Raw genomic sequence first — 20,003 nt, 5'->3', positions numbered from 1 at the left:
CCCAACGCCTGCCCGACCATGTCGACACCATCCTGGCCCAATGGCGCCGCGAACGCCCGGACCTGGACCCCAGCCCCATGGGCCCCATAGGCCGCATCAAGCGCTGCGCCGCCCTGCTGGAGCAGCGGCTGGAAGAGTGCTTTGCGCGCTTCGGCATGACCATGTGGGAATTCGACGTGCTGGCCACGCTGCGCCGCTCGGGCGCGCCCTTCTGCCTCACGCCCACGGCCCTGTTTTCCACGCTCATGGTCACCTCGGGCACCATGACCCATCGCATGAAAAGCCTGGAGACGCGCGGCCTGGTGCAGCGTTTGCCCAACCCGCAGGACGCGCGCAGCATGCTGGTGCAGCTCACCGACCAGGGGCTGGAACTGATAGACCGCGCCGTGGAAGCGCACCTGGACAACGAGCGCGCCATGCTGGCGCCCATGCCCGCCGCCGAATTGGCCGCGCTGGATGAACGGCTCTCCCTGCTGCTGCGGGCGCTGGAGGGCGGACCGGGGGATGGTGCCAGCCCTGCCCCTTGAACGGGCACCCGGCGCAAGGGCCTTGGCATGCGCCCTCCCCCTATCCCCCTACCTCACCCCTACGTCACATCTACCGCAGCCCTTCCGCCTGCAGCGACTGGCGCACGGCAGGCCGCTCCCGCATCCGCGCATACCAGCCTGCAAGATGCTCCAGGCCATCGAAGCGAATGCTCGTCTTGTAGACCGACTCCAGCCACGGCGCCTGCCCCCACTGCGTAAGCGCGAACAGATAGGCATCGGCCACGGTGAAGCCGTCGCCCATCAGGTAGCGCTTGCCGGCCAGTTGCGCGTTCACCCAGGCATACCGCTGCTCCAGCTTGGGCTTGGCCGTCTCCACGCCGTACTTTCCCGCCGCCACCGCATACAGCAGCGGGATGAAGCCCTTGTGGATTTCCGAATTCAGAAAGGCCAGCCACTCCAGCAGCCGATAGCGCTCCAGGCTGCCATGGGCCGGCGCCAGAAGCGACGCAGGCCCCAGGTCCGCCAGGTACTGCAGGACGGCGGGCCCTTCCCGCAGCAGGCTGCCGTCGTCCAGCTCCAGCAGGGGGACATAGCCGAACGGGCTGAGCGCACGGAAGTCCCTGCCGTCTTCCGTCTGGTGGGTCTTGTGGTCCACCCGGACCAGTTGGAAATCAAGCCCCAGCTCGTTCAGGACAATGTGCGGCGCCAGCGAACAGGCGCCCGGCAGGTAATACAGCTTCATGGAATTTCTCTGGTGATGGAACAAGGGGCCTGCGCGTTCAGGCACAGCCCCTGGCCAATGTCATGCACCAGGGATAAATCTGGAAGAAGGCAAAAAAACTGCCCATAGGTTAAAAAAATATACCTGCCGTCTGCCTATGATGAATGTGCTATGAAATCCAACATCTCCGGCTGCTCCGTGGAAGAAGCCATGCGCCTGCTGGGCGGCCGCTGGAGGCTGCTCATCGCCTCCTACCTCATCGACGGCCCCCGGCGCTTCAACGACCTGCGCCGCGACATGCCCGGCATCTCCCAACGCTCCCTCACCCTGGACCTTCGCGCGCTGGAGGAAGCAGGCCTGGTCAAGCGCACCGTCTACCCCACGGCGCCGATCAAGGTGGAGTACGAACTGACCCAGGATGGGGAGCGGCTCAAGCCCGTGGTGGAAGTGATGAAGGAGTTTGGGTTGTGGGTGAAGGGGAAGGCGCTGGTTTGAACTGGCTAACACCACCGATCCACGAAGCGCGCACAGATGATCGCGGCTGCTGGTTCAGCAGCGCTTCGTGGACATCCAATCGTCCTTCAAAGCGGATTCGCAGTTTGCAAATCCTGCAAACCAGCTGTGCGTCGTCTCCACCGCCCACCGGTGCTTGCCCAGCCGCTCACTGCTCTCAATGCCTCGTCTTGCAATCCGACCAATGATGCCCCGCGGCCTCAGGTGGGCTCGGCAACGCTTGAAGTCGTAGCCTTTGTCGGCATGCAGCTTTGCCGGTCTTCTACGGGGTCATCCTGGCAGGCCAGCAATCGCAGGAATCGCGTCCACGCACTTCTCGAACATCTTGGAGTCATGCCTGTTCGCACCGCTGACCAAGATCACCAGCGGGACGCCTCTGGCATCTACAACGATGTGTCGTTTGGAGCCGAGTTTGCCTCTGTCCGTGGGGTTGAGGACCCGTTTCCTGGCCCCCGGGGGCTTGGTACCGAGGAGCCATCAATGCTGGCCCGGCTCCAATCGATTTGGTCATGTTCACGCAAGCGAGTCAGCATGGCCTGGTGCAACTGCTCCCAGACACCAGCGACGTTCCAGTCGCGCAAGCGCCGCCAGCACGTCATGCCGCTGCCGTACCCAAGAGATTGGGGAAGGTCTTTCCATGGAATGCCTGTTTGCAGCACGAACAAGATGCCGTTGAGGGCGGCGTTATCGCTGAGTGCGAGCTTGCGCGCACTGCCTTTGGCAGAAGGCACGACGGCTGGGACGAGGGGTTGTAGCTGTCGCCACAGTTGTTTGCTTACGGGACGTCATGCCATGAGGGCAACGAGCATAACCGCCTTGACGGGCCCTCTGGGGAAGTGGTGTTAGCCACTCTTAGACCTTGATCTGCTCGGGCAACAGGATTCTTTTTCCTGTCACCAATGACCACTTTCCACCGCTCTGGGCTGTATACCAAGGCTTCTCTCCAAGCATGTCTTTTTCGATGCGTATCAGGGTTCCATAGACTTCGACCGGTCCTCTTTGGTCGAAGTCTGTTTGCACCGTGATATCGTGCTTGAGGTCTGTTTTGCTCTGCTCGTTGAACGAGATAAGTTCGACCGAGTCCACGTAAAACGCATTCTGCTTGTACGGGGGAGGAGCAACGAGGATGTTCAGTTTACCCGCGAACGCTGTTTGACCATTCCTTCGCTTCATATCAAATAGAAAATGGGCAAACCCGTTGATGTCGGTCTGAACGATACCAAATGAACCGCTCTCCGGATGATCTATGTTTAAAACCAGCGATTGCCCTGTCTCGACGTGGTGAACGATTAATTCATCGCCCGGACCGAAGTCGTGTTGGCTAGTCCGATCTTGATAAATGAAGCGAAAGTAACCGCCAAATCTATCTCCAACCTGATAGGTTTTTCCTTTGGCGGGAGGCGATTCCTCGGGCGGAGTTTTCGGCACCTCCGACTCATTCGCTCGGCTGGAACTGCGAAGGGCAAAAATAAAATGGTTCGAGCCTTTTTGCTGCGTAACAACTAGATCAGGCGCGTCGGCAGCATCTTTCTCACCAATTTCGATATGGTCGAGCTCAAGCAAGCCCGCATCATCGCCGTTTTCCTTCAAATAGATTGCACCGTTGAATAGCCATTGCTTCGTTTCGTCATCTTTAACATACGTTGCGCAGTTGATTGTGTCGCCAGCAATGTTCACATCAGTGTCCGGGAAGTAGTGCTCCGGCGTAGTCGCATTGCACTCGCAAAGCCCGACGCCCGCCGCATTGAAGGTCAGCGTTGTACCCGCCTTGGCTAGTGCATCGGCGAACGTGATTTTTAAACCATCCTTTAGCTTGGTGATGCTCATAATACCTCCGACTGTGTGTATTAAACATTGACTCCCGGGCTTATGTCTGGGATCGTTCTTTATACCAATGCCTGGATTAGTACGGCACTACTTCAGTAAAGCGTACAGTGCAGTGGAAACAGCATGGTCCTGATTCCGTTTATCGCTGTCCGCCCGCCAGATCATGCCTCCACCAAGTTTCAGAGACTCTGGCTTAGTCAAGGTTTCGAGCTCAGTCTGCACCTGGCCAATCTCACTTGGCGTCGCATACCCTTGATTGGCAGTGTCGGCGGTGACGCCCAAGACCAGCTTGGACGTTGAAATGCCTGGGTAATTGTTGTAATCATCTGCACCCGATTGTGGGATCCTCTTGTTAAATTCGTAGGTACATGTTTGCGCAAAATCCCTATAAACATGAGCAAGCCACACTGCGGAACCCTGTGTATGATCGCCACGCTTATCGGAGGGCGAGTCATAAGCCATGATTTGCACAAAGTCGTAGATTCGATCAAACTCAGCTTTATCATGTGCAATGACCGTCATGACATTCCATCCTAGGTTATGTGGAGCACTCATCCCCCCAATAAAGTCCGCCCAATATGCGCCGGGGGTCAGTGCATTATCGGCAGGAACCGTTAATGCGATGATGGCATCAGGAAACTTGTTGCGAAGCTGCGTTCCAAATTCCGCAAATTTCTTTGCATCGTCCATGGTCAAGACGCTCTGACCCTCCACATCAAGATCGAATCCGTCGAACCCATACTCGTTTTGAAGCGTTGACAAATTTTTAGTAAATGCCTCAAATGCTTCAGAGAATTCTTTGCCATAAAAATGGTGCCAATCCTGAATTGGCTCCGCTTCACCACCGAGAGAAACGAGCACACATTTGCCATCTTTCTGCCAACCATTAATTAGAGTTTTCAGTTGAGCTGACGGCTCATGCAGAAAAACGGCACCATCTTTCTCAAATACAGCCATGTTGACTAGAACAACATTGCTTTCATCGGGCACCTGGTTCTCAGTGGAGGATGAAAAAACATAAATTGTCTTGAGCGGTTTGCTCAATGTTTTCTTTTTCATATCCATTTTCCTTCAAGTTAGAAAGGTGACTGAATGCTCTGCTGGATGGACGGTATACTCCGAAGTGATAGCAAACTTGAACTCATGGGATAGGGTAAATTTGGACAATTCGGAATAGACCTCGGAGCACTGCAGCTCAAATGAGACGGCTGCCACATATTCCCCGCAGTTTACGTCTCTCAGGTCGATGGCGCAGGTTATTGGTTTTGGTGTGATTAATAAGTTAATACCCCTTTCCAGTCATTTGGATTAAATTCCCCAATCACATGTGATTTATCATAATCAAATGGTTTTCCAGTATCACGATAGAAGATGCGAAACGTGGAAGCAACACCGCTGTCAATCGCCGCTTCATCAATGTCGTCCTTGTAGCAATTCGGGGCAGGCAGGGTGGCGCACTCCCCTCCAGCGAGCAAATGCTGGTCAGGAGGCTCTGGCTCAAGCCAAAGGCAAAGGCAAAGGCAAAGGCAAAGGCAAAGGCAAAGGCAAAGGCAAAAAAGGTATCCCTGGGGTATCTTGGTCAACCTACTGATTTTCCATTATCGATAAACCATGTGCTTACCCCCATTCCTTGAACCATGATGATCTATCCGTCCTGCCGCAGAAAAACAACTCCTCACTTGCGGCTGCGAAGGCTTGGGTCCCATTGGATTTCTCGGTGAAGATTGCAATAAAGCAGACTGACGCCACACCATACCTTGCACATCCCACGCCCGTCAACACGTAAAACTGCACAATGGATCAAGTGCTAGCGCATTGACCAAGCAGGACTATGTACTCGACGTGGCCTCGGTGCAGAAGCAAGCGATTGCGTGCAACAAATCCTTTGAGCATGCCTCTGCTTCACATATAGCAAAAAGTTGAAAATTTCGGGAGTACGGAGAAACGAAATGAGAGATGGCAATGTGCCCAAGCGGCAATACGCGGACCGGTGTCTCACGCAGCGCCACCACAGCTGAGCCCCAAATATCCACAAAGACCACATTTTTGATGAGGATGAATGATTCCAAAAAACTGAAGGCCACAGTCCAGTCAAGTCAAGTCAAGTCTGTGTAGGCCATCCGGTGTTTCTGTCTACTGAGACGGTGTATTGACCCAGCAGAACCTGCTCATGTCACGTGCCTCTCCCACTCTCCGCATCTGGCGCGCAGGCGAAGAATCTCACTACGTGCTTCCTGGGACCGTACATCTAAAACTGCCCATAGGTTAAAAAAATGCACCTACCGCCTGCCTATGATGAATGTGCTATGAAATCCAACATCTCCGGCTGCTCCGTGGAAGAAGCCATGCGCCTGCTGGGCGGCCGCTGGAGGCTGCTCATCGCCTCCTACCTCATCGACGGCCCCCGGCGCTTCAACGACCTGCGCCGCGACATGCCCGGCATCTCCCAACGCTCCCTCACCCTGGACCTTCGCGCGCTGGAGGAAGCAGGCCTGGTCAAGCGCACCGTCTACCCCACGGCGCCGATCAAGGTGGAGTACGAACTGACCCAGGATGGGGAGCGGCTCAAGCCCGTGGTGGAAGTGATGAAGGAGTTTGGGTTGTGGGTGAAGGGGAAGGCGCCGGCCTGACGAGAGCTGCGCCGGCTGGTCGTCTCCATCCGCCCCCCCTGCTGACAGGCAAGCCCCATCGCCGCATGCACGGTGATTTGAAGAACAACGACCATGACGAACAAGCCTTCCGAGCAGGCATCCCGCGCCGAGTACGCGCGACGGATCAATCGCGTGCTCAACTACATCGATGCCCACCTGGATCAGCCTCTGGATGGCGCTCATCTGGCCGACATCGCCAATTTCTCGCGCTTCCACTTTCACCGAATTTTCGCGGCATGGATGGGAGAAACGCTGGGCAGCTATGCGCAGCGCCGACGGCTGGAGAAAGCGGCGTTCCGGCTGTCCTGCGGCAGCAAGGAAACCGTGCTTGAAACCGCCTTGGCCACCGGCTTCCAATCGGGCGAAGCATTTGCGCGCGCCTTCAAACTCAAGTTTGGCTGCACGCCATCGGCCTGGCGCTCCACCACGCTTGAGCGGCTGAAAACCCAGGCGGCCGCCATCGGGCAGCCGCAAGGCAGCCAGGAGAGCAATCCTGATCAGGTCTTCGGCAATCTCCATCAGGAAGACCCGCGCGCGTTCGGCGAACCTCAGGGCTCTTGTCACCTGAAGGAAGAAATCGCCATGGACGTACGCATCATTGATCTACCCAAAGCACATGTCGCCTATCAACGCTTGATCGGCCCCTATGGGCCAGCCATAGGCCAATTCTGGCGAGGCACCATTGCGCCGTGGATGCACTCACATGGCCTCAGCGACCAAACGTGCTACGGCATAGGCTATGACGACCCCTCTCTCACACCCGCCAACAAATGCCGCTATGACGCCTGCGTGGAAGTCCCCGCGCATTTCGTCGCCAGCGGCCAGGTGGACACCCAAACCCTGCCGGGCGGCCGCTACGCCGTGGCAAGGTTCAAAGGAAAACCCGAGGGCTTGGCCAATGCCTGGATGTGGCTGACGCGCGAATGGATGCCGTCCAGCGGCATGCAATGCGACGACCGGCCTTGCTTTGAGATGTTTTCTGCGGTCACCGCAATGGATGCTGAAACCGGGGAGTTCTGCTGCGACATCTGCATTCCGGTGCGGGCGCTGTAAAGCGACTCAAGCCGGTTGAGGTTTGACGAATGTGTTGGGTTGGCCGGTTGAATCCACTACCCGCTGCAGGCGTTGGACCTTAGCCGTCAGGGGTCGGCTTTGCAGCAGGAGCGGAATTGCCCGTACTCATCGTCGAAGGCCGGGTCACCAGTGCTATTCGGACGCTCGTTACCTGGTCTTGGAGAAGCTGCGCAAAGCGAATCGCTTTTGCATGGGACATGATCAGGGCGGTGGCCGGTTGGACATGCTGTCGACCGCGTCGACGCATAACGGCTGCAAGGCCTCGGAATTTCCACTGCGCTGAGTGGTCTACCGAAAGAGCGAGGTGGAGTAGGTGATCTCGTACCACGCGGCCTGATAGCCCCGATTTTGCTTGGCAGCCCCGTGGCGCCTCGCTAGACTGCGCCTAAGCCTGTGAGGAGGAGGAGTCATGAGCAATATCTCATTGAGCGGGCGACTTGCCGCCCTGAGCGGCGTGCTTGCGCTTCAGGCGTGCACCACGCAGATGGTCGCCACGCCGATCTCGGATTTCAAGACGCAGGTGGCCGGGCAGGTCTACTACTTGCCCAAGACAGAGTTCCAGATCACCATCGCCCGCGAATTGAAAGCGTGCGCGACAGGGTTTCCGTCGGATTCCGGCGCAGCACCGCGCTGGCTCCACGACCAGTTGAAGCTCATCAACCTCCTGCTGGCCGAGAAAAAGAATAAGGATGCAGCAATGCTGCTGGCCGTCGCCTTGAACGACCCTGTGCTTGAGCAGGCGGATGTCCGAGAGACGGTCAAGGCCCTCCTAGGCAATACCTCGCTGTCCCAGATTCTCGACGCGCAGGACAATGCCAAGCCGCCAAAGCCGCTGCAGTCCGTTTCTGCTACGCAAGACCAGATCGGGACGGCGGTGAAGGCCCTGGCGCAGGCAAGTCCGGTCTTGCCGGCGACTTTCGACGTGGAGGTCAGTGCACAGGCCGTTCCACTGGTGCTGGCTGACACTCAGCAGTTTTACGCGATCGATTTCAACGACCTGCAGAACGACCTCAAGGGAACTGACTACTCCGTCGAGTCTTACCCGAACGGCACGCTCAAGAGTATCAACGTAACAATCGACGACCAGACCAGCACCGTCGTCCAGGGAGTTCTCAGCGGCGCCGCCAAACTGGCTGCTGGCCTCGGCGGATTTCCCTTTCCCAGCACGCAGAGCGGTGATGAGAAGCGCAAGATCGTTCCGTTCAAGGAGTGGAAGCAGGCGGTGGCTGAAAGTCGACCGATTTGCAACGCCGACGTCCGCCTGAAACTGCTGCAGCGTGGCGCCTTGGCTACGAAAGTGGAATCGGATGCCGAAGCAGCGCTCGCCATGCAGAAGAAGGTCGCGAAACTCGGCGAGGCCGAATTCGAAGCCCAGGCCGCGCGCGACAAACTGGCAGCGCAGGTCAAGGATCTACCGGACGATGATGCCTCGAAGCCGAAGCTGCAGGCGATGCTCAAGCTCGCGGAAGCAACGCTCAAGAAGGCGTCCAGCGCGCTTGCCTGGGGAAGGGAGACCCAGCGAGAGGAGAACGAAGCCGCCGCCAAGACGGCTGCTCGCCTCTCGGCGTTGCGCAAGGTGCTTACGGTCACGACGATGACGACCGTCTCACCCCAACCTGCCGCCCAGAACTATTCTCTGTCCGGCGCGGACGAAGCGAAGCTCGCCTGGCTCGACAAGCGGGTCAAGGCCTCATGCTCGCCGCTTGATGACGATGACGACTGCTACGTTATTCCTACAGTCGTGGACAAAGGTCTCGCTGCATCGGCTGCGTTGTATCCAGTCACTGCAGGCGGTGGCCCTGCGCGCCAGTCGGATAAAGAACAGGGCGTCTGGTACCGACAGCCGCTCAGGAGCTACCTCTACGTTTGCGCCAAGGGCGATTGCCTGACCGCCGGTACCATGACGGCACCGCCATCGCGCGTCGTTCTTGCATCACCGGTTGATGTCCCTCAGTTCGGGCCGATGGCCTTCCTGCTGCTGCGCAACAAGGCTTTCCAGAACAATACGATCGCGGCGTCGTTCGCTGAGAACGGCGCGCTGACGAAGCTGACCTACAAGAGCAACGCCGCCGCCGCCAAGGCGGCGGAGGTTTTTGAATCGTCCGCTGACACGATCATGAAGTTCAAGGAAGCCAAACAGAACCAGGGTGCCACGAAAGCCACCGCTGAGGCCGCAGAACTTGACGCGCGCAAGAAGTTGGTCGAGGCGCAGCTCGCCCTGGAGAAAGCTCAGTCTGATCTGAACAAGTTCCGCGACGAGCAAAAGACGGGGCAGTGAGGTCATGGCTCGCGCTCCCTTCCTGCCAGGGGTCGTGGATCCCCGCTTGATCGACGCCTACCGGAAAGCGCAGCGATTCCTCCGGCGCGACTACGTTACCGGCCTCAGCATTGGTCGACCACGGCGCGCTGGCGTGGTGCAGGAGCAGTTGGCCATCTGCGTCCACGTGCGAACCAAGATTCCAGAAGAACAGCTTACGAAAGCGCAGTTGTTTCCGCGCGAAATCGACGGCGTGCCCCTGGACGTAATCGCTTCGTGCGTGCATGCGCAACTGGCTATGAATCCCGTTGTGCCCGGAGCGCAAGTCATGCGAGCGGGCGGGGCTACAGGAACGGTGGGACTAATCGTGGTGGCGCCTGACGGTGTGCCTTGCGTATTGACGGCCGCGCACGTCTTGAACAAAACAGGTCAACGTGCCTTCCAGCCTACTCCTGGTGCCGCCAACGCGATCGGGGTGATCCGCCAGCCCGTGCTGACGTGCCGAGTCGACGCCGCGATCGCACCGACTTCACCGCGAAGCGGGAGTAATCGCCCCGTAGGATTCAGCATCAACCTCGACACGATCCGCTACCTCGCCGCAGGCGAGACCCTGACCATGGTGGGTGCGGTGAGCGGGCCGCGCGAAGCAACAACTTACGTGGGAAAGCATCTCGTCACCTACCCCAACGGCACCGAGTTGCTCATGGAGGGCATTGTCCTGGGCCCGCTGAATGGCAGCAGCCAGTTGTTGTCGCAAGGAGGCGACTCGGGCGCAGTTTGGTTCGATCCGAAAACCGGGACCGCAGTGGGATTGCATGTGGCCGGCGGGCCGGACGCCACCGATCCCGGCAATTGGGCGTTCGCATGCCACATGCCAGAGGTCTTTCAGGCGCTCGGGTTGCGCTTGGCCTGAACATGGCGAGCGTACGCGTCGACCCGCACGGCGCAGGAGAAGAACTCATGAAGGTCCTGGAAGGTTGCGTGGCGCGTTGCTGACCTCCTTGCCCGCGAGGCACCCGCTGCCTATCTTGCACCTCTCAGGCGAGGCATCCATCCGTCGTTACCCGGTTAACTCTGCGTTAAACGACGGCTTTCTCGTATACCGGCCGTTCTCAGCCCAGGATCTGAACGACGGCTACCAGCCTGAAGCCGTCGTTCAACCGCCTGCGGTGGCCTACTGCTGACGCACAGGCCTTGAACAACTGAACTGCGAAGAAACCCAAACAGGTGACGTTGCCCTCGCAATTCACTGCAAAGCCCCTCATTCAACACGTCCCTGCACCCTCCATCCAACGCGCCTACGTAACAGCTTTGGGCGTCTCCCGCACGCCCCACCTGCTACGATCCCCCCAGTGCTCAACACACCTTCATAGGCGGAAGTCACTCCCGAAAGTCAGTGGCATTTCGCCCATAGCTTTGTCTTGCCCTGCAACCCAGGGCAAGTCTTGTTTATGGCCGGGCTGCCCGCCGCTGCATAAAGCCATTGCGGCAAAGACAGACGGGCAACCCTATGACCGTGTTGACATAGGAGGCCATTCATGGCTTTGCGATCCCCCTCCCGTGCCGTCCCCGCAGACGACATCACCCCCCAAACCTTCCACTTCGACGTCATCCCGATCCGCACGTTCTCCAAGAACGGCCTGACCTGGTTCCTGGCCAAGGATGTGTTCACCGCCCTGGGAATCTCCCGCCACAAGCTGACCACCGGCAAGCTCGTTGAGGGCCAGCGCTGCACCGTCCGCCTTGCCAGCGAACCCGGCCGCAAGCCCAGGCGCGAAGCCGTGACGGCCATCAGCGTGGACGGCCTGCATGCGCTGACCCAGGCCAGCCCCTCACCGGAGGCCAAGCGCTTCAGGCGCTGGGTGAAGGACAAGGTCCTGGCCAGCATGGATGCATCGGCCAAAGACCGCAAACCCAAGTACAAGGCCAAGCACCCGCCCCAGAGCCTGATCCCGGGGCCTGCGCCCAAGGTCTTGCGCCGCATCCGCACCTGCGATGACCTGTCTTTCACACGGCGCAATGCGAAGGGGGAGCGCATTCAGTGGTTTGTGCCGCCGCGCATGAACAGCGGGCATGAGCACTATGGGATTGGAGAGATCTGGTTCAGCGAGGTGGTGGAGCTGGCCCGCCACAACCCCAGGCATGCCTATGACGCCATGCGGTTTGCGGGGCCGGAGATGGCGCGGTACTGGAACCATGGGCACCCTGACGGGTTCTTTGACCGCATGGCACGTTGGGCGCTGGGGGCCATTCTTGCCAATGCGCAGGAGCCCGCGCTGCCATTCGAGCTGCCCTGCCTGGGCTTTGCGCCGCTGGAGGGGATGGAGGCCATGCTGGCGACTGCGGCTGCGCCCCGGCCGTTGCCGGACCATGTGCAGGAGGCCATAGACAGGCAGGCCTGGCAGGAGGCGGCCGAGTGCCAGCGGCACTACTACGAGCGCCGCCGCCGTGACCTGATGGCGCGGCACGACTGAGGCGGGCGCGACGCCTAGAAGTTGTCCCAGTCGTCATCGGCCGTGGAGGCCATGGCGATGGGCTTGGCGGCAGCCGGTTTTGCCGAGGCAGCCGACGCGGCCGGGGTGGCAGGCTTGGCAACGGCAGGCGGGGCGGCTTGGGGCACAGATGCCTTGGCCGCGCCGGGCGCCAGCGACGGTGCACGGGGCGCCGCCTGCGCCTGGGCATTGCTGCCGCCCTGCAACCGGAAGATGGAGACCACGCGCACCAGTTGATCGGACTGGTGGCGCAGGCCTGCGGCGGCGCCGGCCATTTCCTCGACCAGGGCGGCGTTCTTCTGCGTGGTCTGGTCGATGTGGGTGATGGCCTCGGCCACCTGGGCGACGCCGCTGTTTTGCTCGGCGCTGGCGTGGCTGATGTCCGAGATGAGCTGGGTGACCTTGCGGATTTCCTCCATGGCCTGTTTCATGGTTTCCCCGGCAAACGCGGCCTCCTGGTTGCCGGTGTGGATTTCGGCGACGCTGTGGCTGATGAGCTGCTTGATTTCCTTGGCGGCCTCGGCGCTGCGGCCTGCCAGGGCGCGCACTTCCTCGGCCACCACGGCAAAGCCGCGGCCATGCTCGCCCGCCCGGGCCGCTTCCACGGCGGCGTTGAGGGCGAGGATGTTGGTCTGGAAGGCAATGCCGTCGATGACGCCGATGATGTCTGCAATCTTCTTGCTGCTGGCGTCTATGCCCTGCATGGTCTGCACGACCTTGCGCACGGCCTGCCCGCCTTCGGTGACGACGCGCTGGGCCTCGCGCGTGATGCGGTCGGCCGATTGCGCGTGGTCCGCGTTGTGGGCCACGGTGGAGCCTAGTTCCTCCATGGCGGCGGCGGTCTGCTCCAGCGCACTGGCTTCGCTTTCGGTGCGGGCGGCCAGGTCCTGGTTGCCCTGGGCGATTTCCGCGCTGGCCAGGGCCACGCTGTGGGCCTGTTCGTTCACGCTGCCGACCACGCGGGTCAGGCCCGTGCTGGTGGTGTTCATGGCCTCCAGCAGATGGCCGATTTCGTCATGACGGTCGCTGTGCACGCGCAAGGTGAGGTCGCCATCGGCAATGGCGTAGGCCATGTGGCTGGCCTGCTTGAGCGGGCGCACGATCATGCGGCGGATGAGCCAGAACCACGCGGCCGACAGCAGCAGCACGGCGCCCAGGCCCATGAGGGCGAACTGCAGGATCAGGCTGCGGGTCTCGGAGACGAATTCGTCCACGTAGGCGCTGGTGGCGATGACCCAGTTCCAGGGCGCGTAGTGGCTGAAGACGACCAGCTTGTCGCGGGGCTGCTCCTCGCCCGGGTTGGTCCAGGGATAGGCGATGCTGCCCTGCTTGCGGTCCAGCATGTCGCGGATGAAGAAACGGCCGTCGCCGTCCCTGGACTCGCTGATGTTCTTGCCCTCCATGGCGGGATGCACCACCAGCTGGCCGCGCTGGGGGCCGTCTTCGGCGTTGAGCACGAAGTAGTAGCCGGTCTGGCCGACCTTGAGCGCGCGGATGGAGTCCTTGAAGTGCTCCAGCAGTTGCGAGAAGTCCTGGCCCACGAAGGCAATGCCCACGGTGGCGCCCGCCGCGTCCTTGAGCGGGCGGTAGTGCGTCATGTACTGGCGGCCGAACAGATGGGCCAGGCCCATGTAGCTTTGGCCGGCCTGGATGGCGGCGTAGGCGGGGTGGGCGCGGTCCAGGCGGCTGCCCAGCACGGCCGCGCTCTGGTCGCCTTTCTCGTTTTTGAGCGTGGTGGCAATGCGCACGAAGTCGCCCTGCCCCTGGGCCGCGAACACGGTGGCCACGGCGCCGGTGCTGCGCGTGAAAGCCTGCAGCTGCGCATCGTTGCCGTTGAGAGGCTGGCCGTCCAGGCTCAGCACCGGCTCGCTGCCGCCGGTGTCCAGGCTGAGCGTGCCCTGCAGGCTGTGCGCCAGGCTGTCGGCCAGGAACTGGGTGCGCTGGCGCAGCTCCTTGTCGTTGGACTCGATGAAGTTGTACAGCGTCCGTATGCCCTGCTGCATGTCGCTGTTCATCCTGGACTGCAGGGACTTGCTGACATCCCAGGCAATGCCCAGGACCAGCAGGCCCAGGATGGAGGCGACCCAGACGAAATTGGTGATGGACAGTTTGGTGCCCAGCCCTTGGCGGCGCCAGAAACGTTGGCCGATGTGCATTGATGCATCTCCTGTGCGGCGTAGGGCGCCGCTGTTGTGTGCGCACGCGGTATCGGCATGGAATGCCTGCGTGCCAGGCCAGGCTGACCCAAGTCAAGCCGTGGCGATTCATGGGCCGAAGCGTATCGGCGCCGCCGCCTGGGGGATTTGAGATGGGTCAAGGAAGTAACCAAGTGTTGCAACAGCAGCGGAAACTGTCGGATTGCCGCCGGCGGCGGCGGCATTCATTGCAACGGATATGGCAGCCGACGATAAGAATCGTCTTAACCTGGATTGCGCAGGTTCTGGCAAGACTGGACAGCGGTATATCGATCCGTTTTATTTCCAGAAATGCAGCCGAAAACAACCCAGAAACTGTGCGACCCATGCTACGAATTGCTGAGCAATACATCCCTGTCCAAGCCGCACCCCGGACTGAGGTTCCGCTTTTACTCGCTGGAGCAGGATGCCAATTTCGTGAACTATGGCTGCGTGCATTGCCAGGCGCCCCTGGCGATGAAGACAAGCCGGCGCGGGGCACTTCTGGGGTTTCGCCTGATGCCGTCCGAACCGCACTATCGCCTGGGCGAGGTGGACGCCGAGGGCGGCAGCCAGGCGCAAGGCCAGGCGCTGGAAGGTTGACCGGCTGGTGCAGCCCGCAGGCCGGTCAGTCGAAGAGATGGTGCTCGGCGCAGAAGGCGGCCAGGTCCTGGTTGCTGTCCACGTTCAGCTTGCGCATGGCGGAGTTCTTCTGGAGGCTGACGGTCTTGACGCTGCGCCTCAGGCGTGCGGCGATTTCCGTGATGGATTCCCCCTTGGCGAAATGCCTGAGGACTTCGAATTCGCGCGGCGAGAGGTTGTTGGCGCGTTCGCTCAGGAAAACCGTCCTCTCCTGCCTGGGCGTGCCTGCCTGGAACGAGGGCGAGTAGTAGCGCGTGTTGAGGCGCACGCATTGCAGCGCCGCCATGATCTGGCTGAGCGGGTCTTCCTTGAGCAGCACGCCGGCGACGCCCGCGTCATACAGGGCCGAGATGATCATGGGATTGGAGACGGTCGTCAGCACCAGCACCTTGATGTGCGGGAAATGGCGTATCAGGTAGTCCACGTAGCGCAGGCCGTCTCCGTAGAGGTCATCGCCCGGCATGGAGTAGTCGGTCAGAACCACGTCCAGGGGGTTCGATCTGGCGTATTCCATCAAGGACGACGGGGTATCGAACGTGGCCACGACCTGGAGATTGGGGTCCTGCTCCAGGAAGTCCTTGACGCCAAGCAGGACCACGGCGTGGTCGTCCACGACAGCAATGCGCAGTTTCAGTTTCATGGGATCGCAAGCAAAGGGTTAGGGCTGGGGCAATTGCGCCATCATGGCGCGAAGGTCGGCCAGGAGGTCGTCCAGCAGGACTGACAGCGCGGCCTGCAGGCCGGGCTCCGGGGCGCCGTTCAGGAGCCGCTCCTCCAGCGCCTGGGTGCGGGCGGCAAGCTCCTGCATCCTGGCCAGCAGCAAGGCGCCGCGCATGCGGTGCAGGGCCTGGGCGGCCAGGTCGGGCCGGCGCTCCTGCAGGCCGCGGGCCAGCATTGCGATGTCGTCGTTCATGCACTGCACGAAGACCTGCCTGTGCGTTTGCAAAACGTTGGGCTCCGACAGGGCCGGGGGTGGGGGAATGTCCGCCGCCGCAGCGCCGGCCTGGGCAGGCGCCGGACGCAGGCGTTTTCTCGGCGCGAACTTCTCCAGGGTGCGGACCAGCGTGCGCAACTGGATGGGCTTGACCAGCCAGGCATTCATGCCGGCGTTCAGGCAGCGGTTTTCCTCGTCCAGCATGGCATTGGCGGTCACGCCGACGATGGGGCAGGCAACCCCCTCCGAACGCAGCCGCTCGGCGAGTTCGTAGCCGTTGAGGTAGGGCATGTTCACATCCGTCAGCACCAGGTCGTGCGGGCTGATGTCCCACAGCGCCAGCGCCTCCTCCCCGTCGTCGGCGACCGTGACTTCGCAGCCCAGGCTCTCGAGCTGGCCGCGCAGCGTCACCTGGTTGACGGGATTGTCCTCGGCGACCAGCACGCGCAGGTCGAACAGGGGCAGATCGGTGCCGGCGCTGGCAGAGCGCTGCGCACCGCCAAGCACCTGCGCAATGCCCTGGCCGATGCTCAGGACGTTGTGCCCGTCGATGCCCCGGTTGTCCGGCGAGGACAGGTTCAGGTGCCGCCCCTTCCACTGCGGCGCGGGGCTGTCCGCCGGCAACAGGACGTCCAGCAGCAGCTCATCGTCATGGGCCGCCACCGGGACGGCTGCCGCCGCGCGGGCCTGGCCGCCCCAGCGCTGCAGCCAGGCACAGATGTTGTCCGTCAGTTCCGGGTGGGGGGTGCGCACCGCGATCCGGGCGCCCTGCAGCGCGGGAGCCTCCTCCTGCTCCGGCCCCTGCTCCTGCGCGACGGTCTCCAGCCCCAGCACGAACCAGAACCTGCTGCCCAGGCCGGGCTCGCTCCAGACCTCGATGGAGCTGGACATCATCCGGGCCAGGCTCCAGCAGATGGACAAGCCCAGGCCCGCTCCCCGCGCCGTGCGGCTGCTGTTCTTGACGAGATAAAAGGGCGTGAAAAGCTCGCCATGCAGGGATTTTTCTATGCCCACGCCCGTGTCGCAGACCTCGAACACCAGCCGGGCCTGCGAGGCCGGGCCCGGCATGCTGCGCAGGCGGACGATCACATGGCCGGCCTCCGTGAACTTGATGGCGTTGCTGATGAGATTGCCCAGGATCTGGCGGATGCGCACCGCGTCTCCCAGCACCGACTCGGGCACCTGCGCGTCCACGCAGGAAAACAGCAGCAGGCCGTTTTGCTGCGCCATGGCGGCATAGGAGCTGGTGCAGTTTTGCACCAGCTCCCGGGGATTGAACGGGGCCTTTTCCAGTTGCAACTGGTCCGCCTCGATCTTGCTGGTGTCCAGGATGTCGCTGATGATCTGCAGCAAGATGGACGAAGAGGCTTCGATACGGTCCACATACTTGCGCTGCAGCTGCGTGAGCTCGGTCAGGCCCAGCAGTTCCAGCGTGCCCAGAGCGCCATACAGCGGCGTGCGGATCTCGTGGCTCATGGTCGCCAGAAAGGTGGACTTGGCCTCGTTGGCCTCGTCCGCCGCGATTCTGGCCCGCTCCAGGTTGCTTTCGATCTCCGCGCGCGCGCTGACGTCGGCAAAAATGCACAGCGTCACATCCTGGCCGAGGTAGCGCGTGGGCGCATAGGCCACATGAAGCGTCCTGCCCTGCTCGGTGACCAGGCGCTCCATGGTGCCTGCGGCCCGGGCATGGACAATCTCCTCCAGCGCCGCCTTGTTCTCCGGCGAGCCGGGACGCAGGTAGCCATCGGCCGAGTGCAGCCACTCCTGCACCAGCGAGTTGCTGAAGATGATTTTCCCGCTGCCGTAGGCCACAAGGCAGATGGCCACGGGAGCGGTTTCGATCAGCGTCCTGTTGAATTCATTGCTCTCGACGATGACCCGCTGCGCCTCCTGCGCGGGCGCAATCACCTTGCGGTTGAACCACCGGGTATAGGCCACGCCGGCCAGCAGGCTGAGCAGCAGGGCCAGCACCAGGCCGGCAGAAGGGGCGAACAGCCTGCCCTGGAAAAAGGTGGCGTAGTCCACCTGGTAGTAGCCGGTCCACCGGCCGGAGGCATCCTCGGTCTTGAGGATCAGGCCATTGCGCGTGTACTGCATCCCCGTGTCGTCCACCTGCGGGACGGGGCCGGTGCCCATGAGCACGCCGAAATCCCGGTGCTCCAGCCAGAAAAGATGCCTGGGCAGCGTATGGATGGTTCTTTCTATCGCGCTGATGCGCTGGCGGCTGAAAAGGATGGCGGCGTAGATCGGGCTTGTGGCGGCTTCGTCGCCGGCTTCGAGATGGCTTGAAAAGCCGGCGGCGACCATGCCGATCATCTTCTCCGGGAACTGGGGCGACCGGAACCAGACGATTTCCTGCGCCGGCGCCGTGGAGCCGGCGCCCGGCCGGGCATCGGCGGCCCTGGCCCGCAGATGCGCCTTGACGGCGGCAATCGTGCTGTCGAACATTTCCTGCGTGACGCTCTCGTTGCCGATGGGCACGTCGATGGCCGGTACGCCGATGCTGATCGCCCCGTCCTCCTTGGTGAAGAAGGCAGCGGCTGCCGGGAAGTAGGAGCCTGCCCAGAAGGAGGAATAGCCTGCGGCCAGGGAGCTACCCAGCGAGAAAAGCCGGTCCGGGAGCGTGTCGCAGGCCACGCGCGCAGCGCATTGTAGTGAAAAGGGAATGCCGCCGATGGCCTCGCGGCCACGGAACATGCGGTAGTCCGCCTGCGCAGGTGCGGGCACGTCGACGATGGTGGCTATCCTCTGGTCCGGCAGCGCTTTCCAGGACTCGTTGCGGCCCTTGAGCCGCCGAAGGAAGATTTCCTGCTCCTGCAGCGAGCCGACGATGGCGGAGAAGTTCAAGGCCAGGCGCCCCTGCTCCTGCTCGAAGATCCTCTCCGAGCCCCACAGCAGCACGGCGATGAGGAAGATCGCCAGGGGAAGCGCTCCAAACAGTACCCGGTTCTGCCAGCGTGTGGTGCGTGTGATCTTGCTGAACGGGGAGTCGGGCATGGACGCCTTGCGTGCTTGGGTCAGGTGGGGTTGCCTTGGTGCCGGGGTTCGGACGCCAGCATAAGGGCAAATTCAACCGCAGGCACCGCGGCGGACAGCAGATAGCCCTGCACGCAATCGCATCCGATGCTGCGCAGCAACTCCAGGTCCCGGGTGGTCTCCACGCCTTCCGCCGTCACCGTCAGGCCCAGCTGCCGCCCCAGTTGCACCGACGACGTCAAGGCGGCAGTGCGCACCTCGTCACCCGCGGCGCCGGCCACGAAGGCCCGGTCGATCTTCAATTCGGTGAAGGGCGTGGAGATGAGGCTGTACATCGAGCTGTATCCGCGCCCGTAGTCATCCTGGGCGAGGCCGAAGCCCTTGAGGCGCAACCGGCTCGCGCTCATGTAGTAGTTGGCGGGTATGCCGACGGCCTGGTCCTCCAGAAGCTCGAACGTGATGTTCTCCGCAGCAATGCCGCACCGGGCCGCCATGCCGTGCAACTCGTCCGGCAGGCCGATATCGTCCAGCAGCGGTATCGGCAGGTTGACGGACACAGGCACGACATGTCCGGCACTGCGCCAGGCCAGGTGCGCCGACATGGCATCTTCCATCATCCGCACCAGCAAGGCATGGTCCAGCCCATGGAACCGGATGGCGGACATGAACGAGCCCGGCATCATGAAGCCGAACTGCGGATCGTTCCAGCGCGCCAGCGCTTCCACGCCGACGATGTGGCCCGTGAGCAGGGATTTCTTGGGCTGGAACCAGGCCTGTATGGTTTTCTCCTGCAAAGCCTGCACCAGGTGGGCCTTGGCGAAAATCGGCCGCTCCCTGATGCCGGCAGCGGCTTTCCCCTCGTTTGCATGGACGGACCTGAGTTGGCTGACCAGCGCCTGGACATGGTCCGTGCCGAACGGCTTCTGGAACATCCCGATGACGGAAAAGCCGGACTCCTTGGCCATGAGACTGACGCTGTTCATCAGCCGGCGCGAGCAGGAGGTGGATATCACGAGCATGGGATGCAGGTCGCGCCGGCTCAATTCATCGATGAACTGCAGGCCGTCCATGTCAGGCATCTTCAGGTCGGTGATGACGAGATGGAATCCGCCGTCGCCCAGCTTCTCCAGGGCCTCCCGCGCGTTGCAGGCCATGTGCGTGTCCGTGAGTCCCGCCTCCATGAGCAGGCTGCGCGCGTGCTCGCAGCACAGGGGATGGTCGTCCAGGATGAGTACTTTGAATGGGGCCAGCATG

At 61.6% G+C, this 20,003-nt stretch carries 15 protein-coding genes and 1 pseudogene; 8 read left to right on the top strand and 8 right to left on the bottom strand.

The genetic code is table 11. From position 1 onward, the window contains the following. Window positions 1-527 (top strand): MarR family winged helix-turn-helix transcriptional regulator (locus tag DTS01S_RS12490; protein ID WP_306307626.1); only part of this gene is annotated, 527 nt, incomplete at its 5' end. Between the two features lie 70 nt (window positions 528-597). Here the strand turns inward: DTS01S_RS12490 and gstA are convergent. Then, a complete protein-coding gene (gene gstA, locus DTS01S_RS12485) occupies window positions 598-1,230 on the bottom strand; it encodes a glutathione transferase GstA (protein ID WP_061287817.1) in 633 nt (210 codons plus the stop codon). A 150-nt stretch (window positions 1,231-1,380) separates the two neighbouring features. Here gstA and DTS01S_RS12480 point away from each other — a divergent pair, with 150 nt between their 5' ends. Further along, on the top strand, window positions 1,381-1,704 hold the full coding sequence (locus DTS01S_RS12480) for a winged helix-turn-helix transcriptional regulator (RefSeq protein ID WP_061287816.1): 324 nt from the start codon (window positions 1,381-1,383) through the stop codon (window positions 1,702-1,704). Window positions 1,705-1,709: 5 nt separating this feature from the next. Here DTS01S_RS12480 and DTS01S_RS29610 read toward each other — a convergent pair. The 3 genes and pseudogenes from DTS01S_RS29610 to DTS01S_RS29605 form a co-directional block, all read right to left on the bottom strand. Continuing rightward, a pseudogene (locus DTS01S_RS29610) lies at window positions 1,710-2,489 on the bottom strand (IS5 family transposase). Between the two features lie 85 nt (window positions 2,490-2,574). Then, on the bottom strand, window positions 2,575-3,549 hold the full coding sequence (locus DTS01S_RS12475; RefSeq protein ID WP_061287815.1) for a hypothetical protein: 975 nt from the start codon (window positions 3,547-3,549) through the stop codon (window positions 2,575-2,577). An 87-nt stretch (window positions 3,550-3,636) separates the two neighbouring features. Continuing rightward, window positions 3,637-4,608: a glycosyl hydrolase family 18 protein gene (locus DTS01S_RS29605; protein WP_169804693.1), complete on the bottom strand. Its 972-nt coding sequence runs from the start codon at window positions 4,606-4,608 to the stop codon at window positions 3,637-3,639. Between the two features lie 1,247 nt (window positions 4,609-5,855). Between DTS01S_RS29605 and DTS01S_RS12470 the strand changes: the two genes are divergently transcribed. The 5 genes from DTS01S_RS12470 to DTS01S_RS12450 all read left to right on the top strand — a co-directional run bounded on the left by DTS01S_RS12470 (window position 5,856) and on the right by DTS01S_RS12450 (window position 12,005). Further along, a complete protein-coding gene (locus DTS01S_RS12470; RefSeq protein ID WP_047328095.1) occupies window positions 5,856-6,179 on the top strand; it encodes a winged helix-turn-helix transcriptional regulator in 324 nt (107 codons plus the stop codon). A gap of 93 nt (window positions 6,180-6,272) precedes the next feature. Then, window positions 6,273-7,253, top strand: a complete 981-nt coding sequence (locus DTS01S_RS12465; RefSeq protein ID WP_061287814.1) for an AraC family transcriptional regulator — start codon at window positions 6,273-6,275, stop codon at window positions 7,251-7,253. 430 nt (window positions 7,254-7,683) lie between these two features. Then, window positions 7,684-9,552 carry a hypothetical protein gene (locus tag DTS01S_RS12460; protein ID WP_061287813.1) on the top strand — a complete coding sequence of 623 codons (1,869 nt, stop codon included), beginning with the start codon at window positions 7,684-7,686 and terminating at the stop codon, window positions 9,550-9,552. Between the two features lie 46 nt (window positions 9,553-9,598). Further along, window positions 9,599-10,444 carry a chymotrypsin family serine protease gene (locus tag DTS01S_RS12455; RefSeq protein WP_139223803.1) on the top strand — a complete coding sequence of 282 codons (846 nt, stop codon included), beginning with the start codon at window positions 9,599-9,601 and terminating at the stop codon, window positions 10,442-10,444. Between the two features lie 625 nt (window positions 10,445-11,069). Next, on the top strand, window positions 11,070-12,005 hold the full coding sequence (locus DTS01S_RS12450; RefSeq protein ID WP_061287811.1) for a BRO-N domain-containing protein: 936 nt from the start codon (window positions 11,070-11,072) through the stop codon (window positions 12,003-12,005). A gap of 14 nt (window positions 12,006-12,019) precedes the next feature. Here the strand turns inward: DTS01S_RS12450 and DTS01S_RS12445 are convergent, their stop codons facing one another. Beyond that, the gene (locus DTS01S_RS12445; RefSeq protein ID WP_061287810.1) at window positions 12,020-14,179 is read right to left on the bottom strand and encodes a methyl-accepting chemotaxis protein; all 2,160 of its coding nucleotides are present in this window, start codon (window positions 14,177-14,179) and stop codon (window positions 12,020-12,022) included. A 375-nt stretch (window positions 14,180-14,554) separates the two neighbouring features. Between DTS01S_RS12445 and DTS01S_RS12440 the strand changes: the two genes are divergently transcribed. After that, window positions 14,555-14,800, top strand: a complete 246-nt coding sequence (locus DTS01S_RS12440) for a hypothetical protein (protein WP_223275363.1) — start codon at window positions 14,555-14,557, stop codon at window positions 14,798-14,800. Window positions 14,801-14,825: 25 nt separating this feature from the next. Here the strand turns inward: DTS01S_RS12440 and DTS01S_RS12435 are convergent, their stop codons facing one another. The 3 genes from DTS01S_RS12435 to DTS01S_RS12425 are packed head-to-tail and all read right to left on the bottom strand — an operon-like array spanning window position 14,826 to window position 20,002. After that, the gene (locus DTS01S_RS12435; RefSeq protein ID WP_016448158.1) at window positions 14,826-15,479 is read right to left on the bottom strand and encodes a response regulator transcription factor; all 654 of its coding nucleotides are present in this window, start codon (window positions 15,477-15,479) and stop codon (window positions 14,826-14,828) included. An 18-nt stretch (window positions 15,480-15,497) separates the two neighbouring features. After that, window positions 15,498-18,770, bottom strand: a complete 3,273-nt coding sequence (locus tag DTS01S_RS12430; protein ID WP_061287809.1) for a hybrid sensor histidine kinase/response regulator — start codon at window positions 18,768-18,770, stop codon at window positions 15,498-15,500. A gap of 20 nt (window positions 18,771-18,790) precedes the next feature. Further along, window positions 18,791-20,002 carry an EAL domain-containing response regulator gene (locus DTS01S_RS12425; RefSeq protein WP_061287808.1) on the bottom strand — a complete coding sequence of 404 codons (1,212 nt, stop codon included), beginning with the start codon at window positions 20,000-20,002 and terminating at the stop codon, window positions 18,791-18,793. Window position 20,003: the final 1 nt, after the last annotated feature.

The sequence above is a fragment of the Delftia tsuruhatensis NBRC 16741 genome (genome assembly GCF_001571325.1).
GTDB lineage: Bacteria > Pseudomonadota > Gammaproteobacteria > Burkholderiales > Burkholderiaceae_C > Comamonas > Comamonas tsuruhatensis.
Note: the sequence above shows the minus strand (reverse complement) of the source record. Positions and strands in the feature narration are given on the sequence as shown.

Excerpts from the sequence above, each read along its gene's own strand:
- gstA (WP_061287817.1), bottom strand. The coding sequence starts at position 1,230 with ATGAAGCTGTATTACCTGCCGGGCGCCTGTTCGCTGGCGCCGCACATT.
- DTS01S_RS12480 (WP_061287816.1), top strand. The coding sequence starts at position 1,381 with ATGAAATCCAACATCTCCGGCTGCTCCGTGGAAGAAGCCATGCGCCTG.
- DTS01S_RS12475 (WP_061287815.1), bottom strand. The coding sequence starts at position 3,549 with ATGAGCATCACCAAGCTAAAGGATGGTTTAAAAATCACGTTCGCCGAT.
- DTS01S_RS29605 (WP_169804693.1), bottom strand. The coding sequence starts at position 4,608 with ATGAAAAAGAAAACATTGAGCAAACCGCTCAAGACAATTTATGTTTTT.
- DTS01S_RS12470 (WP_047328095.1), top strand. The coding sequence starts at position 5,856 with ATGAAATCCAACATCTCCGGCTGCTCCGTGGAAGAAGCCATGCGCCTG.
- DTS01S_RS12465 (WP_061287814.1), top strand. The coding sequence starts at position 6,273 with ATGACGAACAAGCCTTCCGAGCAGGCATCCCGCGCCGAGTACGCGCGA.
- DTS01S_RS12460 (WP_061287813.1), top strand. The coding sequence starts at position 7,684 with ATGAGCAATATCTCATTGAGCGGGCGACTTGCCGCCCTGAGCGGCGTG.
- DTS01S_RS12450 (WP_061287811.1), top strand. The coding sequence starts at position 11,070 with ATGGCTTTGCGATCCCCCTCCCGTGCCGTCCCCGCAGACGACATCACC.
- DTS01S_RS12445 (WP_061287810.1), bottom strand. The coding sequence starts at position 14,179 with ATGCACATCGGCCAACGTTTCTGGCGCCGCCAAGGGCTGGGCACCAAA.
- DTS01S_RS12435 (WP_016448158.1), bottom strand. The coding sequence starts at position 15,479 with ATGAAACTGAAACTGCGCATTGCTGTCGTGGACGACCACGCCGTGGTC.
- DTS01S_RS12430 (WP_061287809.1), bottom strand. The coding sequence starts at position 18,770 with ATGCCCGACTCCCCGTTCAGCAAGATCACACGCACCACACGCTGGCAG.
- DTS01S_RS12425 (WP_061287808.1), bottom strand. The coding sequence starts at position 20,002 with ATGCTGGCCCCATTCAAAGTACTCATCCTGGACGACCATCCCCTGTGC.